The 25019-nt window shown below is 30.9% G+C and carries 21 protein-coding genes and 2 tRNA genes; 21 read left to right on the plus strand and 2 right to left on the minus strand.

All coding sequences use genetic code 11. The features are described from left to right. The first annotated feature begins 159 nt into the window (after positions 1-159). From rlmB to tamB, 8 genes are all read left to right on the plus strand, one after another. Entirely contained in the window at positions 160-903 is a 744-nt protein-coding gene (rlmB, locus tag M9394_RS02015; protein ID WP_250247032.1) for a 23S rRNA (guanosine(2251)-2'-O)-methyltransferase RlmB, read from the plus strand. 173 nt (positions 904-1076) lie between these two features. Beyond that, positions 1077-1430 carry a 30S ribosomal protein S6 gene (gene rpsF, locus M9394_RS02020; RefSeq protein WP_250247031.1) on the plus strand — a complete coding sequence of 118 codons (354 nt, stop codon included), beginning with the start codon at positions 1077-1079 and terminating at the stop codon, positions 1428-1430. Positions 1431-1666: 236 nt separating this feature from the next. Further along, the gene (gene rpsR / locus M9394_RS02025; protein ID WP_250249812.1) at positions 1667-1894 is read left to right on the plus strand and encodes a 30S ribosomal protein S18; all 228 of its coding nucleotides are present in this window, start codon (positions 1667-1669) and stop codon (positions 1892-1894) included. 54 nt (positions 1895-1948) lie between these two features. After that, on the plus strand, positions 1949-2419 hold the full coding sequence (rplI, locus tag M9394_RS02030; protein ID WP_250249814.1) for a 50S ribosomal protein L9: 471 nt from the start codon (positions 1949-1951) through the stop codon (positions 2417-2419). Between the two features lie 285 nt (positions 2420-2704). Further along, complete coding sequence (gene cysQ, locus M9394_RS02035; RefSeq protein WP_250247582.1) at positions 2705-3460, plus strand: 3'(2'),5'-bisphosphate nucleotidase CysQ; 756 nt, start codon at positions 2705-2707, stop codon at positions 3458-3460. Between the two features lie 254 nt (positions 3461-3714). Then, positions 3715-3912, plus strand: coding sequence for a hypothetical protein (locus M9394_RS02040; protein ID WP_250249815.1), 198 nt, complete (start codon positions 3715-3717; stop codon positions 3910-3912). A gap of 74 nt (positions 3913-3986) precedes the next feature. Then, entirely contained in the window at positions 3987-5480 is a 1494-nt protein-coding gene (locus M9394_RS02045) for an autotransporter assembly complex protein TamA (RefSeq protein ID WP_250249817.1), read from the plus strand. Continuing rightward, positions 5477-9316 (plus strand): autotransporter assembly complex protein TamB, encoded by a 3840-nt coding sequence (gene tamB, locus M9394_RS02050; protein ID WP_250249819.1) that lies wholly within the window; start codon positions 5477-5479, stop codon positions 9314-9316. The genes M9394_RS02045 and tamB overlap by 4 nt, the downstream gene beginning before the upstream one ends. A 71-nt stretch (positions 9317-9387) precedes the next feature. Here tamB and ppa read toward each other — a convergent pair whose 3' ends face one another. Next, entirely contained in the window at positions 9388-9921 is a 534-nt protein-coding gene (ppa, locus tag M9394_RS02055) for an inorganic diphosphatase (protein ID WP_250249821.1), read from the minus strand. Positions 9922-10148: 227 nt separating this feature from the next. Further along, positions 10149-11120: an octaprenyl diphosphate synthase gene (gene ispB, locus M9394_RS02060; protein ID WP_250249823.1), complete on the minus strand. Its 972-nt coding sequence runs from the start codon at positions 11118-11120 to the stop codon at positions 10149-10151. 195 nt (positions 11121-11315) lie between these two features. Between ispB and rplU the strand changes: the two genes are divergently transcribed. The 13 genes from rplU to infB all read left to right on the plus strand — a co-directional run bounded on the left by rplU (position 11316) and on the right by infB (position 24997). After that, positions 11316-11642, plus strand: a complete 327-nt coding sequence (gene rplU, locus M9394_RS02065; RefSeq protein WP_250247017.1) for a 50S ribosomal protein L21 — start codon at positions 11316-11318, stop codon at positions 11640-11642. A gap of 16 nt (positions 11643-11658) precedes the next feature. Continuing rightward, positions 11659-11919 (plus strand): 50S ribosomal protein L27, encoded by a 261-nt coding sequence (rpmA, locus tag M9394_RS02070; RefSeq protein WP_250241859.1) that lies wholly within the window; start codon positions 11659-11661, stop codon positions 11917-11919. 352 nt (positions 11920-12271) lie between these two features. After that, positions 12272-13327 carry a GTPase ObgE gene (gene obgE / locus M9394_RS02075; RefSeq protein ID WP_250249825.1) on the plus strand — a complete coding sequence of 352 codons (1056 nt, stop codon included), beginning with the start codon at positions 12272-12274 and terminating at the stop codon, positions 13325-13327. A gap of 302 nt (positions 13328-13629) precedes the next feature. Next, positions 13630-14106: a transcription elongation factor GreA gene (gene greA / locus M9394_RS02080; RefSeq protein ID WP_250247013.1), complete on the plus strand. Its 477-nt coding sequence runs from the start codon at positions 13630-13632 to the stop codon at positions 14104-14106. A gap of 380 nt (positions 14107-14486) precedes the next feature. Then, positions 14487-15113 (plus strand): 23S rRNA (uridine(2552)-2'-O)-methyltransferase RlmE, encoded by a 627-nt coding sequence (rlmE, locus tag M9394_RS02085; RefSeq protein WP_250247012.1) that lies wholly within the window; start codon positions 14487-14489, stop codon positions 15111-15113. A 61-nt stretch (positions 15114-15174) separates the two neighbouring features. Continuing rightward, positions 15175-17112 (plus strand): ATP-dependent zinc metalloprotease FtsH, encoded by a 1938-nt coding sequence (gene ftsH / locus M9394_RS02090; RefSeq protein ID WP_284150750.1) that lies wholly within the window; start codon positions 15175-15177, stop codon positions 17110-17112. A gap of 122 nt (positions 17113-17234) precedes the next feature. Next, positions 17235-18074 (plus strand): dihydropteroate synthase, encoded by an 840-nt coding sequence (gene folP, locus M9394_RS02095; protein WP_250247011.1) that lies wholly within the window; start codon positions 17235-17237, stop codon positions 18072-18074. Positions 18075-18088: 14 nt separating this feature from the next. Next, the gene (gene glmM / locus M9394_RS02100) at positions 18089-19447 is read left to right on the plus strand and encodes a phosphoglucosamine mutase (protein WP_250249827.1); all 1359 of its coding nucleotides are present in this window, start codon (positions 18089-18091) and stop codon (positions 19445-19447) included. 147 nt (positions 19448-19594) lie between these two features. Beyond that, positions 19595-19879 carry a preprotein translocase subunit SecG gene (gene secG / locus M9394_RS02105; protein WP_250247009.1) on the plus strand — a complete coding sequence of 95 codons (285 nt, stop codon included), beginning with the start codon at positions 19595-19597 and terminating at the stop codon, positions 19877-19879. A 160-nt stretch (positions 19880-20039) separates the two neighbouring features. Next, positions 20040-20125: transfer RNA gene (locus tag M9394_RS02110), tRNA-Leu, on the plus strand. Between the two features lie 71 nt (positions 20126-20196). Continuing rightward, a tRNA-Met gene (locus M9394_RS02115) sits at positions 20197-20270 on the plus strand. Between the two features lie 506 nt (positions 20271-20776). Further along, entirely contained in the window at positions 20777-22294 is a 1518-nt protein-coding gene (gene nusA, locus M9394_RS02120; protein ID WP_250247008.1) for a transcription termination factor NusA, read from the plus strand. Between the two features lie 30 nt (positions 22295-22324). Next, positions 22325-24997, plus strand: coding sequence for a translation initiation factor IF-2 (gene infB / locus M9394_RS02125; RefSeq protein ID WP_250249829.1), 2673 nt, complete (start codon positions 22325-22327; stop codon positions 24995-24997). Positions 24998-25019: the final 22 nt, after the last annotated feature.

The following is a 25019-nucleotide window of genomic DNA, read 5'->3' on the forward strand; positions in this document are numbered from 1 at the left end:
TTTCTAATTATATTAGACATACGGTTACGATAAATAAAATATTTAAATAAATCATCTTAATTATTATTTAAATTGATGACTCTCATAATAATGGTATATGAAATACTTTAAAAATTTATTGTAATACTGTGTGTTGAAGTAATTATTTTAATAAATGAAATGAGTGAATTAGTATACGGCATACATGCAGTAAAATCAGTTTTAGATAATTATTCACATCGAATTTTGTCTGTATGTATTATGCAGAAATCTAAAGATTTGCGTTTGAAATTGTTAATTGATCAAATAAAACAACGCCGAATTAGCATTCGAGAATGTAGTCGTCGACAGTTAGATATTCAAACGCAAGGTGCGCTGCATCAAGGTATTATTGTTAAAATAGTTCCAAACGATTGTATGAAAGAAAATGATTTACCGAATTTTTTAATGCAATGTAAAACTACACCATTATTAGTGATATTAGATGGAGTGACTGATCCACATAATTTGGGTGCATGTTTGAGATCTGCAGATGCAGCTGGGGCACATATAGTTATTGCACCACGTAATCGTTCAGCATGTTTAAATGGAACGGTTAGAAAGGTGGCCAGTGGATCTGTAGATAATATACCTTTTATGCAAGTAACTAATTTAATTAGAACGTTACAATTACTTCAAAAATATAATATCTGGATTATTGGCACTGTAATGCAATCACAACGTCTAATTTTTAACAGCAAATTAATTAGGCCGTTAGCTTTTGTAATGGGTTCCGAGGGGAATGGTATTCGTTATCTGACTCAGAAAAAATGCGACGAACTAGTTACTATCCCAATGTTAGGAGCTGCGACATCGCTTAATGTATCAGTAGCTACAGGAATATGTTTGTTTGAAGCATTAAGACAGCGTTGGCAATATAAATAATGATGCTTGATATTATGTATGGTATGGTCTTTTTCATAGAAGATGAAGTTTGAGAACTTATATAAAAAATTATTTAATAAGGATAAACACGTAAAAATATATATCTATAATTTTTTAAGAATGTTGTTACTTTCAATAAAAGCGGAAGATTTATAATGAAAGGAAAATAATATATGCGTTATTATGAAATAGTTTTGATGGTACATCCTGATTTTAGCGAACAAATATCTAGTATAATCAATCGCTATACAACAATTGTTACTAATGCTCAAGGTAAAGTTCATCGCATAGAAAATTGGGGACGTCGCCAATTAGCATATCCAGTTAATAAGCTTTATAAAGCTTATTATGTTCTGTTAAACATAGAAGTATCTCAAGATACTGTTAAAGAACTAAATGATGATTTTCATTTTAATAAAAATATTATACGTAGCATGATTGTACGAACTAAATATGCGGTAGTTGAACCATCTCCTATGATGAAAAAAAGAGAAGAAAAGCAAGAGCATTATGCACCTAATACATAGTATAATGAAATACACATGGCCTCAAGTACGAAATAAATAAGTTGATAGTTTTATTGAAATAAATTTAGTATTGTGTTGGTCTAATGTATTTTTGTAAATTTTTTGTAATAAAAACAATAATTGCAAGTATAGAAATACATTGATTAGATTTTTAATTTGAAGGAAGATAACAATTTTAATTGTAAAAAAGTTGATAGCACTTATATGTATTTTTATAATGAAGTATGGAGTTAATTATGGCACGTTTTGTACGTCATCGCAAATTTTGTAGGTTTACAGCGGAAAAATGCGTTAATATTGATTATAAAGATCTTGTCACAATACAGCATTCTATTATAGAAAGTGGAAAGATCATTCCAAGTAGAATCACTGGAACACGAGCAAGATATCAACGGCAGTTAGCGCGTGCCATTAAGAGAGCACGTTATCTGTCTTTACTACCGTATACTGATCATCATCAGTAAAGTGTAATTCTTTGTGAATGAATATGATTTGTATATTTTATAATGGAAGTAACAATGAAGATTATTTTGCTGGATAATATTGATAAACTTGGAAATATGGGATCAGAAGTTATTGTGTGTTCAGGTTATGCCCGTAATTTTTTAATACCAAAATCTAAAGCAATGCCAGCTACAAAAAAAAATATTGAAATATTTAAAGCACAACAACTTGAATTACAATCTAAAGCTATAGAGGCGCAAACTCAGGCTGAATTTTGCGCAAAAACCATTAATAGATTAGGTAGTATTATTATTAAAGCTAAATCGGGTGTTGAAGGAAAATTGTTTGGTTCCATCGGTTCTCGTGATATAGCTACTGCAATTACAGAAGCTTCTGGTTTTAGTATTTCTAAATCTCAGATTAGATTACCTAATAATGATGTATTAAGAACTATTGGTACATATAGCATAAATATTCATATTTATAATGATATTTTTTCTAAAATAAACGTCATTATTATTGATGAAATACTTAAGAGTAAATAATTATAAGTAATACAATAATTTTTATCATTATTTATCGTAATAAAAAGTTTAATAAACTTTTTTATTTATTAAAACACAAGAATATATAAAGTATATATGTTTTGTTGAAAGAGATATAAACACGAATCTGCATATCTTTTATTTCAATTAATAATTATAATATATGATTGGTTAAAGCTAAGTATATATTTTATAAATCTCTTGTTACTATATTGTGTTTTCGAATTTATGCTATAGAGTGAGCAAAAATTTATTAAGGTATACATGATGATTTTTTGTTATAAAATGGTTGAAAAAATAAGTTGTATTGCTCGTAAAGCTGGAATAGAAATTATGAGGATTTATAATGGAGGTTTAAATTTAAACGCGTATAAAAAGTTGGATACATCTCCTGTAACTAATGCTGATTTATTCTCTCACAAGGTGATCGTGTACTATTTAAAAAATTTGACACCTGAAATCCCAATTTTATCTGAAGAAGATATTACTACATGGCAGAAATGTAGAGATAGAAGTTGTTTTTGGCTAATAGATCCTTTAGATGGAACGAAAGAGTTTTTATTACGCAATGGCGAATTTACTGTTAATATTGCTTTCGTTGAGTACGGTCAACCTATTATGGGAGTAGTGTATGTTCCTGTGTATAATGTGTTATATGCTGCAGATAATGGACGAGTATGGAAGATTAATGCTAGAGGAGAACGTATAAATATTGCAGTACGTATGTCTCGTTATCCAATTATAGTGATGAGTCGTAGTAATTTTTGTTGTGATCAATATAAGTTATACAATTTTTTAAACAGGTTGAAAAACTATAAAATTGTTAATATTGGATCTTCATTTAAATTTTGTTTAATAGCAGAAGGTAGTGCTCAATTTTATCCAAGATTTTCTTGTACTAAAATTTGGGATACGGCTGCTGGGCATGTAATAGCTAGAACAGCTGGCGCCGTTGTTAATGATTGGAATGGTAATCCCTTGCATTATAAAAATATCAATCAGTCTTTTTTAAATCCTGGTTTTCAAGTTTCATCGCATTGATTGATTATAAACATTGATAGTGATCATTTATATTGGTTAAATAAATGATCACTATCAATGTTTAGATTTTTTAATTTATTAATATGTTTTGTCAAATGGGTGTTATGTTTTAAAATTATAAAACATGTTTATATCACATTTAATAATGTAAATTATATACTATGTTTTTACTAGGGTTATATATAAATATGGTGTATTAATAGAATATGAAAATTACTTCATTTAAAGCTTGGATATAGTCAAGGATTCGATATATGTTTAAGGATCTTAAAAAGTATATGACAATACGATTGTATTTAATAATATATTTTTTTATGCCACTAATATGTAATAGTAGCATCAATTTAAAAGTAGAAGGATTAAATAGTGAATTAGATTATAATGTACGTCAAAAATTATTGCATATACATACTAATGTAAAGTATGTAGATTCAGATTTAAAAAAAAAATAGACAATGCAATTAGAACTGGACTACGCCCCCTAGGTTATTACGCCCCTACATTGATTTTTTTTCCACTTAAGTCTTTGAATAAAAACTCCGATCTATTAGTTATTAAAGTTGAACCTGGGGATCCAGTTGTAGTTACTGAAGTAAATGTCGTTATACGAGGAGATGGTATAAAGGATGTTGATTACCAGAAACTAATAAAAGATAGCAAATCTTTTATTGGGAAAAGATTGAATCACAACGATTATGAACAGTTTAAAAATAAACTATATGACTTAGCTTTATTTAAAGGATATTTTGATGCCAAGTTCCAAAATAGTCAACTTATTGTCATGCCTTCTCGTTGTCAGAGTGTTTGGAACATAGATTTTTATAGTGGTCAGCGTTATGTTTTTGAAAGAATTAAGTTTCATGGTAGTCAAATTAAGGAAGATTATTTAAAAAATATATCTAATATACGATCGGAAGAATATTACAGTGCTGCATCCGTTATGGAATTAAATCGCCGATTTTCTTACACTAATTGGTTTGAATCAGTATCGATTTCTTCAGATTATATGCGTTTTCAACAAAAAAAAAAAATAATGTTAGATATTTTTCTCTATCCTTGTGCAAAAAATAATTTTGCAACCGGATTTGGTTATACTATCGATACAGGCCCTAGAACTAAAATCATTTGGAAAAAACCGTGGATTAATGCACATGGACATAGTTTAGAAACTAATTTTAGTTTATCTAAGCCAGAACAATTTTTTGACTTAAGTTATAAAATTCCACTGTTTTCCAATCCATCAGAAAAATATTATTTATTACAGGGAGGGTTGATACATGAAGATACACATAATGGTCAGTCTAGTGTCACGACTATAAATATAGCTCGTTATTGGAATTATTCCCATAAATGGCAACGTTCAATTAATGTGCATTGGCACTTTAATAATCATTGTTCTAATAATTATACCATTAAAAATGTAATGTTAATTTATCCAGGGATAAATGTATCTCGTATTCGAAAACGTGGAGAAATAATACCGTATTGGGGAGATAGTCAGCGTTACTCAATCAATATATCTAATAATTGTTGGAAATCGGATGTTAATTTTATTGCTGTGCAAGTTCAAAATATTTGGGTTCGGACATTATTAAAAAAACATCGTATTTTGGCTCGTGGAAACTTAATTTGGATAGATACCAACAATGTTTCATCTGTTGATTTAATGTTGCGATTTTTTTCCAATGTAAATAATGGTATCCGTGGATATAAATATAAATCTTTATATCCTTATGGTAATGCTGCATCTTTTATAGGTATCGCTACTAAACTGATTACTACTACATTTGAATATCAGTATAATGTAATTAATAAATGGTGGGGAGCTATTTTTATAGACGCAGGAGAGATTACTAATGATATCAAATGGAATAGTTTTAAATCTGGTATAGGTATTGGAGTGCGCTGGCAATTACCAATAGGTCCTATAAAGTTGGATGTAGCAACACCATTGATTCATAAAGGCAAGATAAATCATCAGTTTTTATATTTATACGTCAGTTTAGGACCAGATTTATGATTTTTATAAAAAAAATCTGTGTTATTTTTTTATTATGGATATCAATAGTATGCGGATTTTTTGTGTTTTTATTCGGTACTAATATAGGAACATATTTAACTTTTACAGGTATTACGTATTGTATTCCTGGTTTGAAATTTGATTCTGTTTCTGGCAGTTGGGGTAATTTTAATATAACTCATGTGGTATATGAAACCTCGATAGGTGTAATTAATGTTGATAAATGTGATGTTTTTTTTAATCTAAAAGACATATGGAATAAAAAAATATATATTAATCATCTTTTTTTGGAAGATGTTTGTATAAAAATAAAAAAAAACGATGCGACGAATAAATCACATAAAAAATACGAAAGAATAAAAATAAACAATATTCTTTCTATCCCATTTGTCATAATATTAAAGAATATAGTATTGAATAATACTTGTATTTATTTAAATAATATTACGTTTGAAGTAACAAAATTAGATACTGAATTAACATTTCAAGATAATTTATTGACAGTTTCACCTGTAAATATTGAAGGGGCAGTTTTAAATATTCCTGATGCAAATGCATTAAATATAACAACCAATGCGATAGATATATATAAGTATAGTAATCAACGGAATATAAAGTGTTTATTAAAATTATTGTCTAGTAAATTTTTAATAAAATTACCTTCTTTTAATCTTCCTATAAATATAATTCTCAAGGATATAATAGGAGAGAATTTTTATATTTTTGATAATAATACTTCTTATATTATTAATTATTTTTATTTACAGACATATTTATATAATCAGACTGCAAATATTAAGTTGAATCTTAAATGTCCATATGGACAGCTTAATGCAATAGGTAGCATAATATTTAAAGAGTATTACCCAATAAATATAACCCTCAATTATACGAAATATCATTTTAATACTGGTAGTAATTCTACCAATATAAAGAAAAAGGACGTAAGTAAAATAAAATTAGTTATCGTAGGAGAATTATATAACGAAATACGCCTTTGTTGTGATTTTTTAGGTGTTATTTCTACAGTACATGTATTATTAAAAACTAAGATAATACAATTTGGCACGCCCATCACTATATCTATAGTTGGTAGAAAAATACCCCTTTCTTTTTTAGGAAAGAATGATTCTTTAATAGAAGAGCTTGATGTATCTGTTAATGGTGAAATAAAAAATTATTCCATTCAAATAACATCTCAATTAAGTAGCGCTCAATTTTCATCATTAGTACATATAGTTATGAGCGCTCAGGGAGATGTTAATAGTTGTTCTATTTCTAAATTAAAAGTGACTGCATTAGAAGAATGTCTTGATATACAAGGAATGGTTAATTGGGGGGGTGATACGATTAGTTGGGACAGCATATGTGTGTTAAACAAAATAAATATTTTTCAAAAGTGGTTAAAATATCCTATAAATTTGTCAGGTAACATCAATATGCAAGGACATGTATGTTCTGATGCTTGGGACATAACAATATCTGATTTAAATCTCAATGGGAGTATAGAAAATAATAGCATTTCATGCATAGGCGTATTATATAACAATTCGACTGGTACATGGAAAATACCCGCATTACTAATTAAATGGGGTCCTAATGTGTTAAAAATACAAGAAGACTTGAAAAGAGATGCTATTTTTAACATTGTGTTTGCGGCGCCAGATTGCAACGTGCTTATACCTGGATTAAATGGTAGCGTATATGGGAAATTTAAATTATATAGTCCCGCTAAATATTCTCCTAGATTGTTGTTAAATATTGATGCATGTTCCTTGTATTGGCACGATAAAAACCTTTTTTTTGACAAAATAATGATAAACGGAGATATTTGTTACGATACTGTCATACAAAGCAAAATTTTTTTTCAAGCAAATCAGATAAAGTGTGGAATTTTATCGTTACGTAAATTAATTATGCAAGGACAAGGTAATATTAAAGAACATTATTTAGATTTAGTTGCTTATGGAGATATGTTATCTGGTCAAGTAAAACTTTTTGGAAATTTAGATCTTTTTCATAAAACTTGGCATAGTAAGATTAACAAAACAAACCTTGTTACTTCAACAGGAACATGGAAATTAATGCAAGATATTGTCCTTACTTATCAATATTTAACTCGAAAAGTTATCCTTAATTCACATCACTGGGAAATTGTTGATTGCACAATCCCTATTTCTCATGTTTTAAAGGAGAACATATTGAATAAAGTGAATGATGTGTTTAAAAATTTTAATGTAGTTTCTTTAAAAATTTTATTACCAAGATTAATGAACATGCATACTGTTCGTATATATTGTACAGATTGTTATTGGATATTAGGAACCTTATTACCTAAGGGTATAATTTCATTTTCAGTAAAACAATTTAACATTAAATCTGTTATTGAAGAGCCTGAAAGTTTTCCGATTACAATAAATAACATAACTGCAAAAATCGTATTGACACAAACTACTTCGTATTGCAAGTGGTTCATGAACATTGGAGATGATGATCAAATCCATGGATTATTTAAAATAACTAAGTTAGATAATACATCTAAATTAGTAGGAAATATACATGTTAAAAATGCTTCGTTAGTATCTTTTTGTAATTCATTGATTTCGTTACAAGAACCTATAAATGGATTGTTAAATTTAAATATTGATTTTTATGGATATAAACGTCACCTAAAAATTTTTGGTACAGCTCAATTAAAAAATTTTAATGTTAATAAACCTGATACGCTATTTTTTGTGAAAAATGGTCAATTATTTATAAAATTCTTTGGAGATCATGCTGTATTAAATGGAACAATAGATACGGATTACGGATACAGATTGCATGTAAATGGAAATATTATGAACTTTGATTCTATTAGTAATATACGTGCATTTTTTAAAATACGAGGCAACCAAATTAATTTTTGTATGTCTCCAGAAATCAAAATGAAGATATCTCCTGATTTTAATTGCACAATTACTTCAGAAAAAATTCATATAGAAGGCAACATTGAAATCCCTTGGGCTCATATTGAAGTGAAGGAGTATTCAAAAAATATAACAAATATTTCTTCAGAGGAAATTTTGCTAGATGATAATTGTCAACTTATTTTAAATAATTCTAAAAATTTATTTATTTCTTTTTCTGCTAATATTAACGTGTGCCTTGGTAATGATGTTAATTTTAACGGATTGGGTTTTCGTACAAAATTAAGAGGTAATTTAGAAATTGAATACAATAAAAATCACTTGGCATTAACAGGCCATATTGATATACCTTCTGGTTGTTTTCAAGCATATGGACAAAATTTGATAATACGAAAAGGACAATTATTGTTTTCTGGAGCGATACACCAACCATATATCGATATTGAAGCAATTTGTGACCCTGCTAGTATTAAAGAAGGGAGTATAGTTGGTATACGGATTACTGGTACTTTTAGTCAACCAAAAATAGAAATTTTCTCTGATTCATTATCCCTTTCTCCGCAAGAGATAACATCTTATTTATTGGGCGGCAGTAAAAATGTAATTCCTTTGAATACAGATACGAACATAGTAACATCGCTGTTAATCGGAGCAACTGTTAGGAATAGCGAGAAGTTTATTAACAAAATAGGGAAGATATTTGGTGTTCAAGATTTAACATTAAATACTCAAGATATTGGTAGTGCACCGTTGGTTGCGTTAAGTGGATATATTGCTCCTGGTCTACAAATTAAATATGGAATTGGCATTTTTGATTTATTGACAACAATAACGGTACGTTATTGTTTATGTCCGCAACTATATTTAGAAGTTACGTCCGGCAGTAATCAACAAGCGGTTGATATATTGTATAAGCTTGATTTTTAGTTTCTTTATATTTACATACACTCAACATATTTTAAATATGTTGAGATTTAATATAAAATGAAAGTGTGATATTACATTTTTTTTTCAAAACGTTTAAAGGAGTTTAAAATTTCCGTTTTAGCAGCGTTAATATTGCTCCAGCCTTTTATTTTTACCCACTTTTTGGAATCTAATTCTTTGTAATTTTTAAAAAAATGACTAATTTGATTGCGTAATAAAATTGAAAAATCATTTATATCTTTTACTAGTGAGTATTGTTCTGATATTTTCTCATGGGGCACTGCAATTATTTTTGCATCTTCTCCAGATTCATCTATCATATTAAGCATGCCTATAGGGCGACAATGTATTACACAACCTGATCGTAAAGGGTATGGGGTAGGTACTAAGACATCTACTGGATCTCCGTCCAGCGATAAAGTATTATTAATATAGCCATAATTGCAAGGGTAAAACATAGGTGTTAATAAAAAACGATCAACGAATATTATTCCTGTTTTTTTATCAATTTCATATTTAATTGGGTCAGAATTAGCTGGAATTTCAATAATCACATATATATCTTCTGGAATATTTTTTCCCGCTGGTACTTGATTAAAATACATTTATATTTCCTATATATGCAAATAATAAATTTAAAAAACAATCATATGTTATATATGTTTTATTATCAATATGTTTGTTAACATAACATGATTGCGTTTATTATAATTAATAAAAATATTTACATACTTTTTTAAAAAAAGTATTTATATGTTTATAAGCATCATAATTTTATATTTTATATATAATTTTAAGTGTCAAATGTATTTGTGATTTTAAAGATGAAAATCTAATAAATTCTTTGAATCGTATAAGCTGCTAAACTTGCTAATGCTTGTCGATAAGGAGAAGGAGGTAAAATATCAAGACAAGAAATAGCTTTTTTGATTTCTGTTTCAGCGCATTGTCGAGTGTATTCTAATGATCCATGTTGATGCATTGTATCTAAAATTATATTTAACAAGTGACGATGGTTACCTTTTTTAATAGATTGAATTATAAGTGATGCTTGTTTTGAGGTGCTATGATGAATAGCGTGTAGCAAAGGAAGAGTGAGCTTTCCTTCATTTAAATCGTTTCCGACATTTTTCCCAAATATTGTTTCTGAGGCAGAATAATCTAATATATCATCAACTAGTTGAAAGGCTATTCCCATATATCGCCCATAATTACGCAATGCTTTTTCTTGACATGCATTGGCATCAGCTAAAATAGCAGATGATTGAGAAGCTACTTCAAATAAACGAGCGGTTTTACTATAAATAATTTTCATGTAACTATCGATAGTAATAGTGGGGTCATTACAATGTGTTAATTGCAATATTTCACCTGCTGCAATTATATTGACCGCATCTGCCATCAAAGATAATATTCGCAAGGATTCTAATTCAGTCATCATTTGAAAGGCTCGTGTATATATAAAATCCCCCACCAATACACTAGCAGCATTACCAAAAATTATATTAGTAGTTCTCCTACCGCGTCTCATGTGTGATTTATCCACTACGTCATCATGCAACAAAGTAGCAGTATGAATAAACTCTATTAATGTAGCAATGGTAACATGTTGTGTTTTTTTATAGCATAACGCCCTTGCGGTCAACAAGGTAATCATGGGTCTAATTCGTTTTCCTCCACTATCTACAATGTATTGAACAAGTTTGTTAATTAAAGTAATTTCAGATGCTAATCGCGTGCGAATTTCTGCATTCACATCTTCCATATCTTGTTCAGTTAGTTCGGAGATTTGATCAATATTCATTAATATTATTATAAATATAAAATGTTGATGTATTTATATATTACTTACGTACGTAATTTGGTTTTTGTTAAGTTAAACTACACTTGTGAGTATGCAGTAAAATTTTATTATTGTGTTGAGAAACATTTTTTTTTAATGTATAAGAATATGTATAGAAATAATATCAGATTATAAACAAGAGATGGATTATTATTTATGTATGCAGTTTTTCAAACTGGTAGTAAACAGTATCGTGTTGTTGAAGGCCAAGTGATTCATATAGAACGGATTGATATTGACGTTGGTAATCAAGTTGAATTTAATCAAATATTACTCATTGAGTCTAATGAATGTCTTCACATAGGGGGTCCTTTTATAAAAAAGGGGCAGATTATAGCGGAAATTATAGCTCAGAGTCTTAATAAGAAGATAAAGATTATTAAATTTAGACGTCGTAAACATTTTCGTAAATTTCAAGGACATCGTCAGTGTTTTACAACAATAAAAATAATAAGCATAAGCAATTGCAATCCAAATCATTAAGAAATAAGGAATAAAAATGGCACATAAAAAAGCTGGAGGCTCTACTCGTAATGGTCGAGATTCACATAGTAAGCGTTTAGGAGTTAAATGTTTTGGAGGTGAATGTGTATCGTCAGGCACTATTATTGTGCGCCAACGAGGTAATACATTTCATCCAGGAAAATACGTAGGTTGTGGGAGGGATTATACTCTTTTTGCTTTAAAATCTGGGAAAGTTTTATTTGAAAAAAGGGGAGCATTGCGCCGCAAGTTTATTAGTATCGTTTCTCAGAAATAGAAACGTAATTTGTTAATGTTACTTAATAATTAAAATTTTTAATTTTATGAATAAAAAATTAATCGCGCCTAGGTATTTTGGAGTTGTACAGTTATGAGCGATGATTGTATTAGTATTTTAAAAATGACATATGTGTTTTTTACAAGGTTCAAGAATCATTAAAAATGTTCATGTGTTTATACATGATTTGAAAGGTAAATAACTGTGCATATTGATAACGACAGAAGTAACAAAAATACTAAAAACGTTATTTAACAATATAGAATAAATTTTATCATTACAAATTTACACTAATTTATTAAATGATAAGATGTATATACTATCAATACAGACGATATCTTAGAGATATGTTATGAAATTTGTCGACATGACCAATATTACGGTTATTGCTGGTAACGGAGGGAATGGATGTATCAGTTTTCAAAAATCGGGAAGAAGAGCTTCTTTTTTGAAAAAACCTAATGGTAGTAATGGAGGAAATGGTGGGGATGTTTGGTTATTGGCAGATCCTAATATTAATACTTTAAATTATTTTCATTCTAATTGTGTTTTTAGAGCTGGGCATGGACAATGCGGGCGTAGTCGTGGTTGTACTGGTAAAAGAGGCAAAGATGTTATTGTGAAAGTCCCGTGGGGAACTAGAGTAAGCTATAAAAAAACAAATAAATTATTGGGAGACATGGGTATTCATCACAAGCGGTTGATGGTAGCTAAAGGAGGGCGCCATGGTTTGGGAAATGGACATTTTAAATCTTCTTTACATCGTAAGGCACTTAATACGCATGGGTCAACGGGAGAATTCCAACATTTGCTATTAGAATTACTTCTAATAGCAAATGTTGGAATATTTGGATTACCTAATTCTGGAAAGTCTAGTTTTATTCGTATAATATCGTCAGCGAAACCAAAAGTAGCAGATTATCCATTTACTACATTAGTACCGTATTTAGGTGTAGTACAAATTAATAACTATGACAGATTTGTTATTGCGGATATTCCTGGTATTATTAAAGGTGCTTCTCATGGTTTGGGATTAGGAATGCGATTTTTGAAGCATTTAGAACACTGTCAAATTTTACTGCATTTTATTGATATTGCGCCTGTGGATAATTCTGATCCATTAGAAAATATTATTACTATTCAGAATGAATTAAGTAATTATAATGAAAATTTAGTTAGAAAACCTTGTTGGTTAATATTCAATAAAATAGACTTATTGGAACGACAAGTGGCGGAAAAAAGGATTAACCATGTTATTAGTTCTTTACAATGGAAAGGGCGCTATTACCCTATATCTTCTATGCATAATACTAATGTATTATCGCTATGTAACAGTATTATGAAGTTTATTATTCATCATACTCAAAGTCAAGAATCAACTCTTATGTATGCACAAGACAATGAGTAGGAATCAAGATTAGCTAATTCTATTGTCATTTTAAAACAATACACATAATATACCGTTAAGTTTAAAAAAATTTTAATATGATGATATCATAATTCATGATGTTTTATAAACATAGCTATTTATAAAATAGTCTATATACATATTAAGAGAGATGTTTTTTTTGATAAAGTTTTTAAAAGCTAGGTAATAACAATTTTTGTTTTTTAAAAAGATAAAAATATATAATGTTTCATTAAATCATGCTTTTGTATGTAGTGTGATTGTTTATTGTTTAAATGTATGCAATATAATAAAGGTACAACATGAAGCGCATACCAATGACTTTACGTGGAGCTGAAAAGTTGAGAGAGGAACTGGATTATTTAAAAAATGTTCGTCGCCCAGAAATTATAAAAAATATTTCTGAAGCGCGGGAGTATGGCGACTTAAAAGAAAATGCTGAATATCATGCTGCTCGAGAACAACAAGGATTTTGTGAGGGTCGTATTCAAGAAATAGAATCTAAGCTTTTTAATGCACATATTATAGATATTGCCAAACTAACTACTGACGATAAAGTAGTTTTTGGTGCTACGGTTGGTGTTGAAAATTTGGATACAACATATAGACAAACGTATAGTATTGTAGGAGATGATGAGGCAAATCTTAAAGAACATATGATTTCTATCAATTCTCCTATTGCTAGAGGTTTGATTGGTCATAAAGAAGGAGATATTGTTCGAATTAATACTCCAAAAGGGAAAGTAAGATATAAAATACTCCAGGTTAAATATTGTTAAACATGTTTTTATTTTATTGTTTATTTTAAATTTTTTACAAGATGATGATTATGAAAGTAAAAAAAAATGAAATGTTACTTGTAGTCGCTATATTAATTACTGTTAATAACACAAATATATGATGCTATTAACATTATTACTAATAAGTTTATATTTTTACTTTCATTTGTTTTGAAATATTTATTATTTACAATTAGATATATTTTTTATGCACACTATTTGTAATAGTTGGAAAAATATATAAAAATTGGATATACACAAAAATTTATTTATTTTTATGGAATTTTTATTTTTTGTTTAAGTAAGATTGAAAGAAATACAAGTTATCGTCATTTTATCAATGTTGTTTATTCAAAAAAATATTTGAGAAGTAACCTGATATGGTACATAGCAAACGTTCTATGCGTTCTTCAGGATGGTTACAAAAACATTTCAAAGACCAGTATGTGAAAGCAGCACAAAGACAGAAACTGCGGTCACGGTCTTGGTTTAAGCTTGATGCAATAAATCGCATGGATGCATTGTTTTCTACTGGTATGACAGTAATAGATTTGGGATCAGCGCCTGGTGGGTGGGCGCTTTATGTAAAAAATAAAATAGGAAAGACAGGGTGTATTGTAGCGTGCGACATATTGTCTATGCGTAATATTTCTGGAGTGAATTTTTTAAAAGGAGATTGTTCTAATCCTAATATTTTCAAAATATTATGTAAATGGGTAGAACAAAAACAGGTTAATGTGGTTTTATCTGATATGTCTCCTAATACAACCGGTATATCAACAATCGATGTAAGTCGGTCTATACATCTTGGGAATTTAGCGTTAAATATATGTCGTAGCGTATTAATGCGTAGAGGCGCTTTTTTAGTGAAAGTTTTTCAGGGAAAGGGTTTGGATAAATACTTGTGTGATGTGCATTCCTTATTTAACATAGTAAGGATCCGCAAACCAGATGCCTCTAGGTCTCATTCTCGTGAGGTTTATATTGTAGCGAAAGAACGTAAGTAAGCATAATTTATTGTAGATATGTTAAAATTATTTAAATTTTGTTGTAATGCGAGGTAATCTTTTGAGTGACATGGCGAAAAATCTGGGTATCTGGTTAGTCATTGCAGTAGTCTTGATGTCTTTATTCCAGAATTTTGGGCCTAGCGACTCAAGCAGTCGCAAATTGGATTATTCCACTTTTATGTATGATTTAAACCAAGATCAAGTTAAAGAAGCTCGCATTAACGGTCGTGAAATTGTGGTTATTAAAAAGGATAGTAATCGTTATATTACTTATATTCCAGTAAATGATCCGAAATTACTTGACATTCTTTTAACTAAAAAAGTTAAGGTTGTTGGGGAGCCCCCAGAAGAACCTAGTTTAATTACATCTATTTTTATTTCTTGGTTTCCGATGTTATTATTGATTGGGGTTTGGGTTTTTTTTATGCGTCAAATGCAAGGAGGCGGCAAGGGAGCTATGTCTTTTGGTAAAAGTAAAGCACGTATGCTAACTGAAGATCAAATAAAAACTACTTTTGCAGATGTGGCAGGATGTGATGAAGCAAAAGAAGAAGTGAAAGAATTAGTAGATTATTTACGTGAACCCAGCAGATTTCAAAAACTAGGGGGAAAAATCCCAAAAGGAGTCTTAATGGTAGGACCTCCTGGAACTGGAAAAACACTTTTAGCCAAAGCTATTGCGGGAGAAGCAAAAGTTCCATTTTTTACTATTTCGGGTTCTGACTTTGTAGAGATGTTTGTCGGTGTCGGAGCATCTCGCGTTCGGGATATGTTTGAACAAGCTAAGAAAGCTGCCCCATGTATTATTTTCATTGATGAAATTGATGCGGTTGGTCGTCAGAGAGGTGCAGGTTTAGGAGGGGGACATGATGAACGTGAACAAACTCTAAATCAAATGTTAGTAGAAATGGATGGGTTTGAAGGAAAAGAAGGTATTATTGTCATAGCTGCTACTAATCGTCCAGATGTATTGGATCCAGCTTTATTAAGACCAGGACGATTTGACCGTCAAGTAGTTGTAGGATTACCGGATATTCGGGGGCGAGAACAAATATTAAAAGTACACATCAGGCATGTACCGTTGTCATCAGATGTAGATATATTAGTAATTGCTCGAGGTACACCAGGATTTTCAGGAGCGGATTTAGCTAATCTCGTGAATGAAGCGGCATTATTTGCTGCTCGTGATAGCAAACATATGGTATCGATGGTAGAGTTTGAAAAAGCTAAAGATAAGATTGTAATGGGTGCAGAGCGTCGTTCCATGGTGATGACAGAAGCTCAAAAAGAATCCACAGCTTATCATGAAGCTGGTCATGCTATAATTGGTAGATTAGTCCCTGAGCATGATCCGGTTCATAAAGTGACTATAATCCCTAGGGGACGCGCTTTAGGTGTAACGTTTTTTTTACCAGAAGGTGATGCAATTAGCACTAGTCGACAGAAATTAGAGAGTCAAATTTCTACATTATACGGGGGTAGGCTTGCTGAAGAAATAATTTATGGTCCTAATAAAGTATCCACTGGCGCTTCTAACGATATTAAAGTAGCTACTTCTATTGCTCGAAACATGGTAACTCAATGGGGATTCTCTGAAAAACTTGGTCCGTTATTATATGCAGAAGAAGAAGGAGAAATATTTCTTGGGCGTTCAGTGGCGAAAGCAAAGCATATGTCTGATGAAACTGCTCGTATTATTGATCAGGAAATTAAATTTCTGATTGAAAGAAATTATATACGTGCTCGTGAGCTTTTGATAAAAAATGTGGATATTCTTCATTCTATGAAAGATGCGTTAATAAAATACGAGACGATTAATGCATCTCAGATAAATGATTTGATGGATCGAAAATCAATTAAGCCCCCATCTGGATGGGAAAATAGCTTGTCTGATACTAACGATAGTAATAAGGAGGCTTGTGTTTCTTCTATAAAAGGGCCAAAATCGGTAGACAGCGAATCTTACAATGACAATCCTGATGCTGCATCACAATAATATGTAATAATTTTCATATAAAAAATTGACTCATTGTCAGTTTTAAATAGTATTTTACATTTTATATGAATTAGATCACCTAAATTAATTTTTAAATAATGCTTGGAGATGTCTTTAAATTTATGACATTGAGTACAAATAAACGTATTTTAGATTTTTCTGAAATTCAAATTATGGGGATTTTAAATGTTACTCCTGATTCCTTTTTTGATGGAGGTAATTATTGCACCCTTCCTAAAGCAATTGATCATGTATTTAATATGATTACTTATGGCGCTACTTGTATTGATGTTGGCGGAGAATCAACACGACCTGGATCCGACGCTGTCAGCGATGAAGAAGAAGCGGATCGGGTTATACCTGTAGTACGTGCTATAGCACAGCGTTTTGATACTTATATTTCAATAAATACATCATCAGCATTAATAATACGTGAGAGCGCAGCTATCGGTGCTCATATGATTAATGACATCCGCTCTCTTACTGCTACAGGAGCGCTGAAAGCTGCGTTATATTGTAAACTTCCGGTGTGTTTAGTACATATGCAAGGAGAACCCAATACAATGCAAAATTCTCCCATATATTCTAATGTTACACATGCAGTAAACGAGTATTTTACTAAACAAATCACTCGTTTTGAATCAGCGGGTATTAGCAGAAATAAATTATTACTTGATCCTGGTTTTGGTTTTGGGAAAAGTTTATCACATAATTATCAGCTATTAGCTAATTTGAAATATTTTCATCATTTTGGTTTGCCTTTGTTAGTAGGTATATCACGCAAGTCAATGCTTAGTCTTAGTTTTAATTCATATAATCCTAAACAAAGATTAATAGGTAGCATTGCTTGCGCAGTGATTGCAGCTACACAAGGCGTACAAATTATTCGCGTGCATGATGTTAAGGAAACAGCAGAAGCATTAAAAGTGGTGCGCATGATGTTGAAACAGCAAGCACAGTAAGGATAAAAATTAATATGAAGCGCCGCAAATACTTTGGTACTGATGGAATTAGAGGTAAAGTTGGGAGCATTCCTATTACTCCAGATTTTATTCTGAAGCTTGGTTGGGCTGCAGGAAAAGTATTAAGTCGTTTTAGTGGTGGTAGGTCTAATTACATTATTATTGGAAAAGATACTCGCATTTCTGGGTATATGTTAGAATCGGCATTAGAGTCGGGATTAGCTGCCGCTGGTTTGTCTGCTGCATTAACTGGTCCTATGCCTACTCCAGCGATTGCGTATTTAACTCGTACTTTTAGAGCCGAAGCTGGCATTGTAATTTCTGCTTCACATAATCCCTTTTATGATAATGGTATTAAGTTTTTTTCTATTAAGGGTACTAAATTAGACGATGAAGTAGAGCATTCTATAGAAATAGAATTAGATAAATGTTTAACGTGTGTTGACCCAAAAGAGTTAGGAAAAGCTAGTCGTATTGTTGATGCAGCTGGTCGTTATATAGAATTTTGCAAAGGAACTTTCCCTGCTCATCTCAGTTTAAGAAAATTAAAAATAATTGTAGATTGTGCTAATGGAGCTACTTATCATATAGCTCCAAGTGTATTTCGTGAATTGGGCGCTAATGTGGCCACTCTTGCGTGTCGTCCAAATGGAGTTAATATTAATAAAGAATGTGGTACTACAGATATTCGGCAATTACGTGCCCATGTATTAGCAAAAAAAGCAGATTTAGGTATTGCTTATGATGGGGATGGAGATAGGGTCATTATGGTCGATCATTTTGGAAACAAAGTAGATGGTGATCAAATGTTGTACATTATTGCTCGAGAAAAATTACATTGCAAGCAATTAACAGGTGGTATTGTAGGGACTCTTATGAGTAATATGGGACTTGTATTAGCATTAAAACAGTTAAATATTCCTTTTATACGTTCTAATGTCGGCGATCGATGTGTACTTGCAATGTTAAAAAAACAGGGTTGGAACATTGGAGGTGAAAATTCTGGGCATATTGTACTTTTAGATAAAACTACCACGGGAGATGGTATTATTGTTGCTCTTCAAATATTATCCGCAATGGTAAATAATTGCGTAAGTTTACATGAATTATGCAATGATGTGTCTTTATTGCCTCAAATTTTAGTTAATGTATATTGTTCTAGCATTAAAAGCCCTTTAGAATCTGATTTGGTTAGAAAAGAAACTAAAGCAGTAGAACAGGAGTTATCTGAACAAGGACGCGTGTTATTGCGTCAGTCTGGCACTGAACCATATATTCGTATTATGGTGGAGGGAAAATGTTATGGTAAAATATTATATTTAGCAAATAGGATTGCTTCTGTAATAAAATCGGAAATAAAATCAATAAAATAGTAATTTACTTCAAATATTATGCGTATATCGCATAATTATAATATAAGTGAGTTATATAGTATTTTTGTATAAAAAGAAATATTAGTAGTTGTAGAAATGATTTATTTTTTTTAGACATAAAATGTTTATATAAGGCGATATAATGTTATGTATCAATTTTTTTTGGTTATATTTTTAATTATAGCAATATCTCTAATCACATTGATTATGTTACAACAAAACAAAAGTAATGATTCAGGAGGAATGTTTAGTAGTCGTTCTTTAGGAGATATGTTAGGTTCAGGAGGTATCAATGATGGTATAACGTGTTTAATAGTAATTTTAGCTATATTATTTTTTTTATTTAGTTTGTTACTGGGAAATATAAATAGCAAACAAAATCAAAAGTATATTCAAAACAATATGCAAAATAGTCAATTGCAAGATCAATAAAATTATATAAATTTTAAGCGTAATTTTTTCAACAACAAATTAATTAAAGATATCTTTTTTATATGTAATAAAAAGACATAAAATATATGTAAAACTAGCAATGTATATATACATTAAAGTATTGCTACATTTGGTATCGTATTATCGATGATTGTTAATAACCGAGGTGGTGGAATTGGTAGACACGCTACTTTGAGGGGGTAGTTCTCTTATTTGAGATTACGGGTTCAAGTCCCGTCCTCGGTATTGTTTCGTAATATAAATAATTTGCTTTTTCGGAGTTATATGGTATACAATTCCTATTGTTTTAGTACAGGCGCGGGGTGGAGCAGTATGGCAGCTCGTCGGGCTCATAACCCGAAGGTCGTTGGTTCAAATCCGACCCCCGCAACCGTATCAAGTAGGTTGCTTTATTTATACTGTAGGAAATACAACGTGTTGTGTGTTATACTGAGTGAGCCTGACCGAGCCTGGTGTTGTAGTTTAAGAATAATGGAAAATATGTTGATATTAAAGGCTACATAAATAATATCGATTTATTAAATTAGTTATGGTTAAATGTTTAATTAATATTCAGAGAATATTAATAGATTTCTTTTCATGTTGATAACATACCTATCAAATAAGTAGATCACTGATTATTTTCTATGGAAATTTCTCAAGGTTTATTAATTTCATAATATCGAATAGAATTCTGTTATATGTTACAAGGTTGTCTGATATGAATAGGACGATTAAATTAATTTGTATCAATTATAATCATAGTTTTTGTAATTGAATCAATAAATTGTAATACGTCATATTTTCAATACGATGTAGGGTGAATTATTTCTTGAAGTTTAATTACACAATGATATGCACATAGCTATTAAGGAAATAGCATTTTGAGAAACTGGGATGAATAAAGAGATTTTGGCTGTTATAGAAGCAGTTTCTAATGAAAAAGCTGTACCTCAAGAAAAAATTTTTGAAGCATTAGAAACAGCATTGGCTGCTGCTACAAAAAAGAAATATGAACAAGATGTTGAAGTTCGTGTTGTAATTGATCGTAAATCAGGTCAGATTAATACATTTCGGAGGTGGGTTGTAGTGGAACAAGTAACTCAACCTACTAAAGAAATTACATTAGATGCAGCTCGATTTGAGAATCCAAAAGTTCAAATTTATGATTACGTTGAAGATATAATTGAATCTATTAGTTTCGATCGTATTACAACTCAAACTGCAAAACAAGTTATTGTTCAAAAGGTACGTGAAGCTGAACGTGCAATTATTATAGAACAGTTTTTAAATCGACAGGGTGATATTGTTACAGGTATAGTAAAGAAAATTAATAGAGATAGCATAAGTATAGATTTAGGAAATAATGCTGAAGGTATTATTAATAGAGAAGAAATGTTACCACGTGAAAATTTTAGATTGGGAGATAGAATTCGTGGTATTCTTTATTTGGTGCGACCGGATTTTAAAGGTCCTCAATTACTTATCAGTCGTACTAGGACGGAAATGTTGATTGAATTATTTCGTATCGAGGTACCTGAAATTGGAGAAGAATTAATCACAATTAAAGCTGCAGCGCGAGATCCTGGTTTACGGGCAAAAATTGCCGTTAAAACGAATGATAAGCGTATTGATCCAGTAGGAGCGTGTGTAGGAATGAGAGGAGCACGTGTTCAGGCTGTGTCTGGTGAGTTAGGAGGAGAACGAGTAGATGTTATATTATGGGATGATAATCCTGTTCAATTTGTTATCAATGCTATGTCTCCTGCTGATGTTGCTTCTATTGTGATAGATGAAGATAAGCATACAATGGATATTTCAGTAGAAGAATCTAATTTACCTCAAGCTATTGGAAGAAATGGACAAAACATTCGTCTAGTATCTCAATTAAGCGGATGGGAACTTAATATTATGACTGTAGATGAGTTGGAAAAGAAACGTCAAGTTGAAATATGTGCTATCAAAAATGTTTTTGTTCATTCCTTAAATATCAGTGAGCAATTTGCTAAAATTTTAATTGATTCAGGGTTTTCTTCTCTTGAGGAATTAGCTTATGTACCTATGACAGAATTATTATCAATAAAAGAATTTGATAGAAAAACAGTAGAAATAATTAGGGACCGTGCAAAAAGTGCTTTAAAGAATTTTTCTGTGACTCATAATGAAAAAGATATCAAGGAAGATAATTATACTGCGGCGGTTATTCATCCCATTACAGGATTATTGAGATTGCCTAATATTGAATATAAGTTAGCACTAACATTAGTTGAACGTGGTATTTCCACATTAGAAGAGTTAGCTGAACAAGATATTTCGGATCTTTCCGATATTGAAGGATTAACTAAAGAAAAAATTGGAGAATTAATTATGGAAGCCCGCAATATTTGTTGGTTTAATAATGATAACAAACATTAATATTATTATTAGTAATAATTAAGGAAAACCATGACAGATACCACCATACAATCGTTTGCTGCGGAAATGAAAATGTCAGTAGATCAATTAATACAATGGTTTTCATATATTGGCATTTTAAAAACAGAAATAGGTATTGTAACTCAAAGAGAAAAAGAAATTTTATTTAAGTATATGAATGACAATAAAAGCGACATATCTAATAAATTAATACTACAAAGAAAAACACGTAGTATTTTAAGTGTATCTAGTGTCGGCGGTAAAAATAAAAAAGTACAAATAGAGATACGGAAGAAACTTACATATGTACAATCTACCTTACAAGAGACAGAGTTTATTGATGTAAAAAACAAAATGGTTTTTGATGCTAATCGTGAAGCATCTAATCTAACTGTAAAGAATAGATTGGTTAATAAAAAAATAAGTAATGCTCTCAGTCCGTTATCATTAACACAAATTTCCAAAAAGAATCATCGTTATTCTGAATTAACAGAATACAAAGAGAAAGTCATAGAAAAAATCTCCCATAAATTTGAAGATAAGTCTTTACAAGTGTCAGATGAAACGCAGTTGCTTAAAAAAAAGACTAAAAACTGTTGGGACATTGAATTAAATAATACAAATACAATTCGTTCTAATTTAGGAGATAGTCCCAATAATAGTAAATTATATTGTATGCCTGAATTGCTAGAGAAGAATAATAATCAAAAATTAGAAAATGAAAGAAGAAATCGCTCTCGTGTGCGTACGCGATATCGAAATGGCGGAAAATTAACTAAACAACATAAAAGGAGTAATCATCATCGTTTATATGAAGCAACATCTGATGAATTTGGTATAGAAGAAGAGCTATATATTTCGAATCGTGTTAATAAAAATAAGCGCAAACAAAGCGCATTAGTACAAGTTTTTAATAAACCTGTTCAAACCATTACTCGTGATATTATTATTGGACAAACTATAAGTGTAGCTGAATTAGCCAATAAGATGTCAATAAAAAGTTCTCGTGTCATTAAAACGATGATGCAATTGGGTATAATAGCAACGATTAATCAAATTATCGATCAAGATACTGCTCAACTGGTGGCGGAAGAAATGGGCCATAATGTTGTTTTACGTCGTGAAAACGAACTAGAAGAGTTAATTATACATGATCGTGATATTGATATAACAAATTCTGGTGCTACTATCGAAAATAGAGCGCCAATAGTTACTATTATGGGTCATGTAGATCACGGAAAAACATCCCTTCTTGACAGAATTCGTTCAACTAAAATAGCCTCTTCTGAGGTAGGAGGTATTACTCAAAGTATAGGTGCATATCATGTGAGTACTAATAATGGTATGATTACTTTTCTTGATACTCCAGGACATGCAGCATTTACTGCTATGCGCGCTCGTGGGGTTCAGATAACGGATATCGTTGTGTTAGTAGTAGCCGCTGATGATGGAGTTATGCCTCAGACTATTGAAGCAATAGAGCATATTAAGGCTGCCAATGTTCCCGTGGTTGTAGCAATAAACAAAATTGATAAATCAGAAGCCAATCCTGAACGGATAAAAAACGATCTTAATAACCATGGTCTTATTCCAGAAGAATGGGGTGGCGATACACAATTTATACATGTTTCTGCTACTTCAGGAAATGGAATAGACAATTTGTTAGATGCTATTTTATTGCAATCAGATATGTTGGATTTGAAAGTTCTGCATCATGGCATGGCAAGGGCCATAGTCATTGAATCTTTTTTAGATAAAGGACGTGGTCCTGTAGTTGCTGTTCTGGTGCGCGAAGGTACACTAAAATGTGGTGATATAATTTTATGCGGAACAGAATATGGACGCATTCGCGCTATGCGTAATGAATTCGGGAATGAGATTACTTCAGCTGGGCCGTCAATCCCGGTTGAATTATTGGGTTTATCGGGATCACCTGCTTCTGGAGAGAGCGTAATTGTAGTTCGTAACGAAAAAAAAGCTCGGGAGGTAGCTTTGTATCGTCAAGAAAAGTCTCGTGAAATAAAATTGGCTCGCCAAAAAGAACCCAATATAGAAAATATATTTTCCAGTATCAAGAATACTAGTCTGGTTTCTGAATTAAATTTAGTTGTCAAATCTGACACACAAGGTTCTTCTGAAGCTATTCGTGAATCCTTAGAAAATTTATCAACTGGTGGTGATGTAACAATAAAAATTTTGTCTTCGTCTATTGGTGGTATTACTGAAACTGATGTTGCATTAGCAGCAGCTTCTAATGCGGTTATTTTAGGATTTAATGTTAGAGCAGATCCTACTGCTCGGCGTATAATTGAGTTGGATCAGTTAGATGTGCGCTATTATTCAGTAATTTATGATTTGATAGATGAAGTAAAACAAGCAGTGCATGGTATGTTAGTGCCACGATATAAACATGAAATTATTGGTTTAGCAAAAGTACGCGATGTATTTCGTTCTCCAAAATATGGAAACGTTGCTGGTTGCATAGTTGTTGAGGGCATGATAAAACGCCATAAAAAAATTAGAGTTATACGAGATAATATAGTAGTGTATGAAGGTGAGTTAGAGTCGCTTCGGCGTTTTAAAGATGATGTTGATGAAGTACGCAGTGGAATAGAATGCGGTATTGGTATAAAAAATTATAAGAATATTCATTCTGGAGATATGATTGAAGTGTTTGATATGGTAAAAATATCTCATGTATAACTGAGATTCAGTGTGTTCATTA

The organism is Candidatus Blochmanniella camponoti (genome assembly GCF_023585825.1).
GTDB classification, from domain to species: Bacteria; Pseudomonadota; Gammaproteobacteria; order Enterobacterales; family Enterobacteriaceae; genus Blochmanniella; species Blochmanniella camponoti.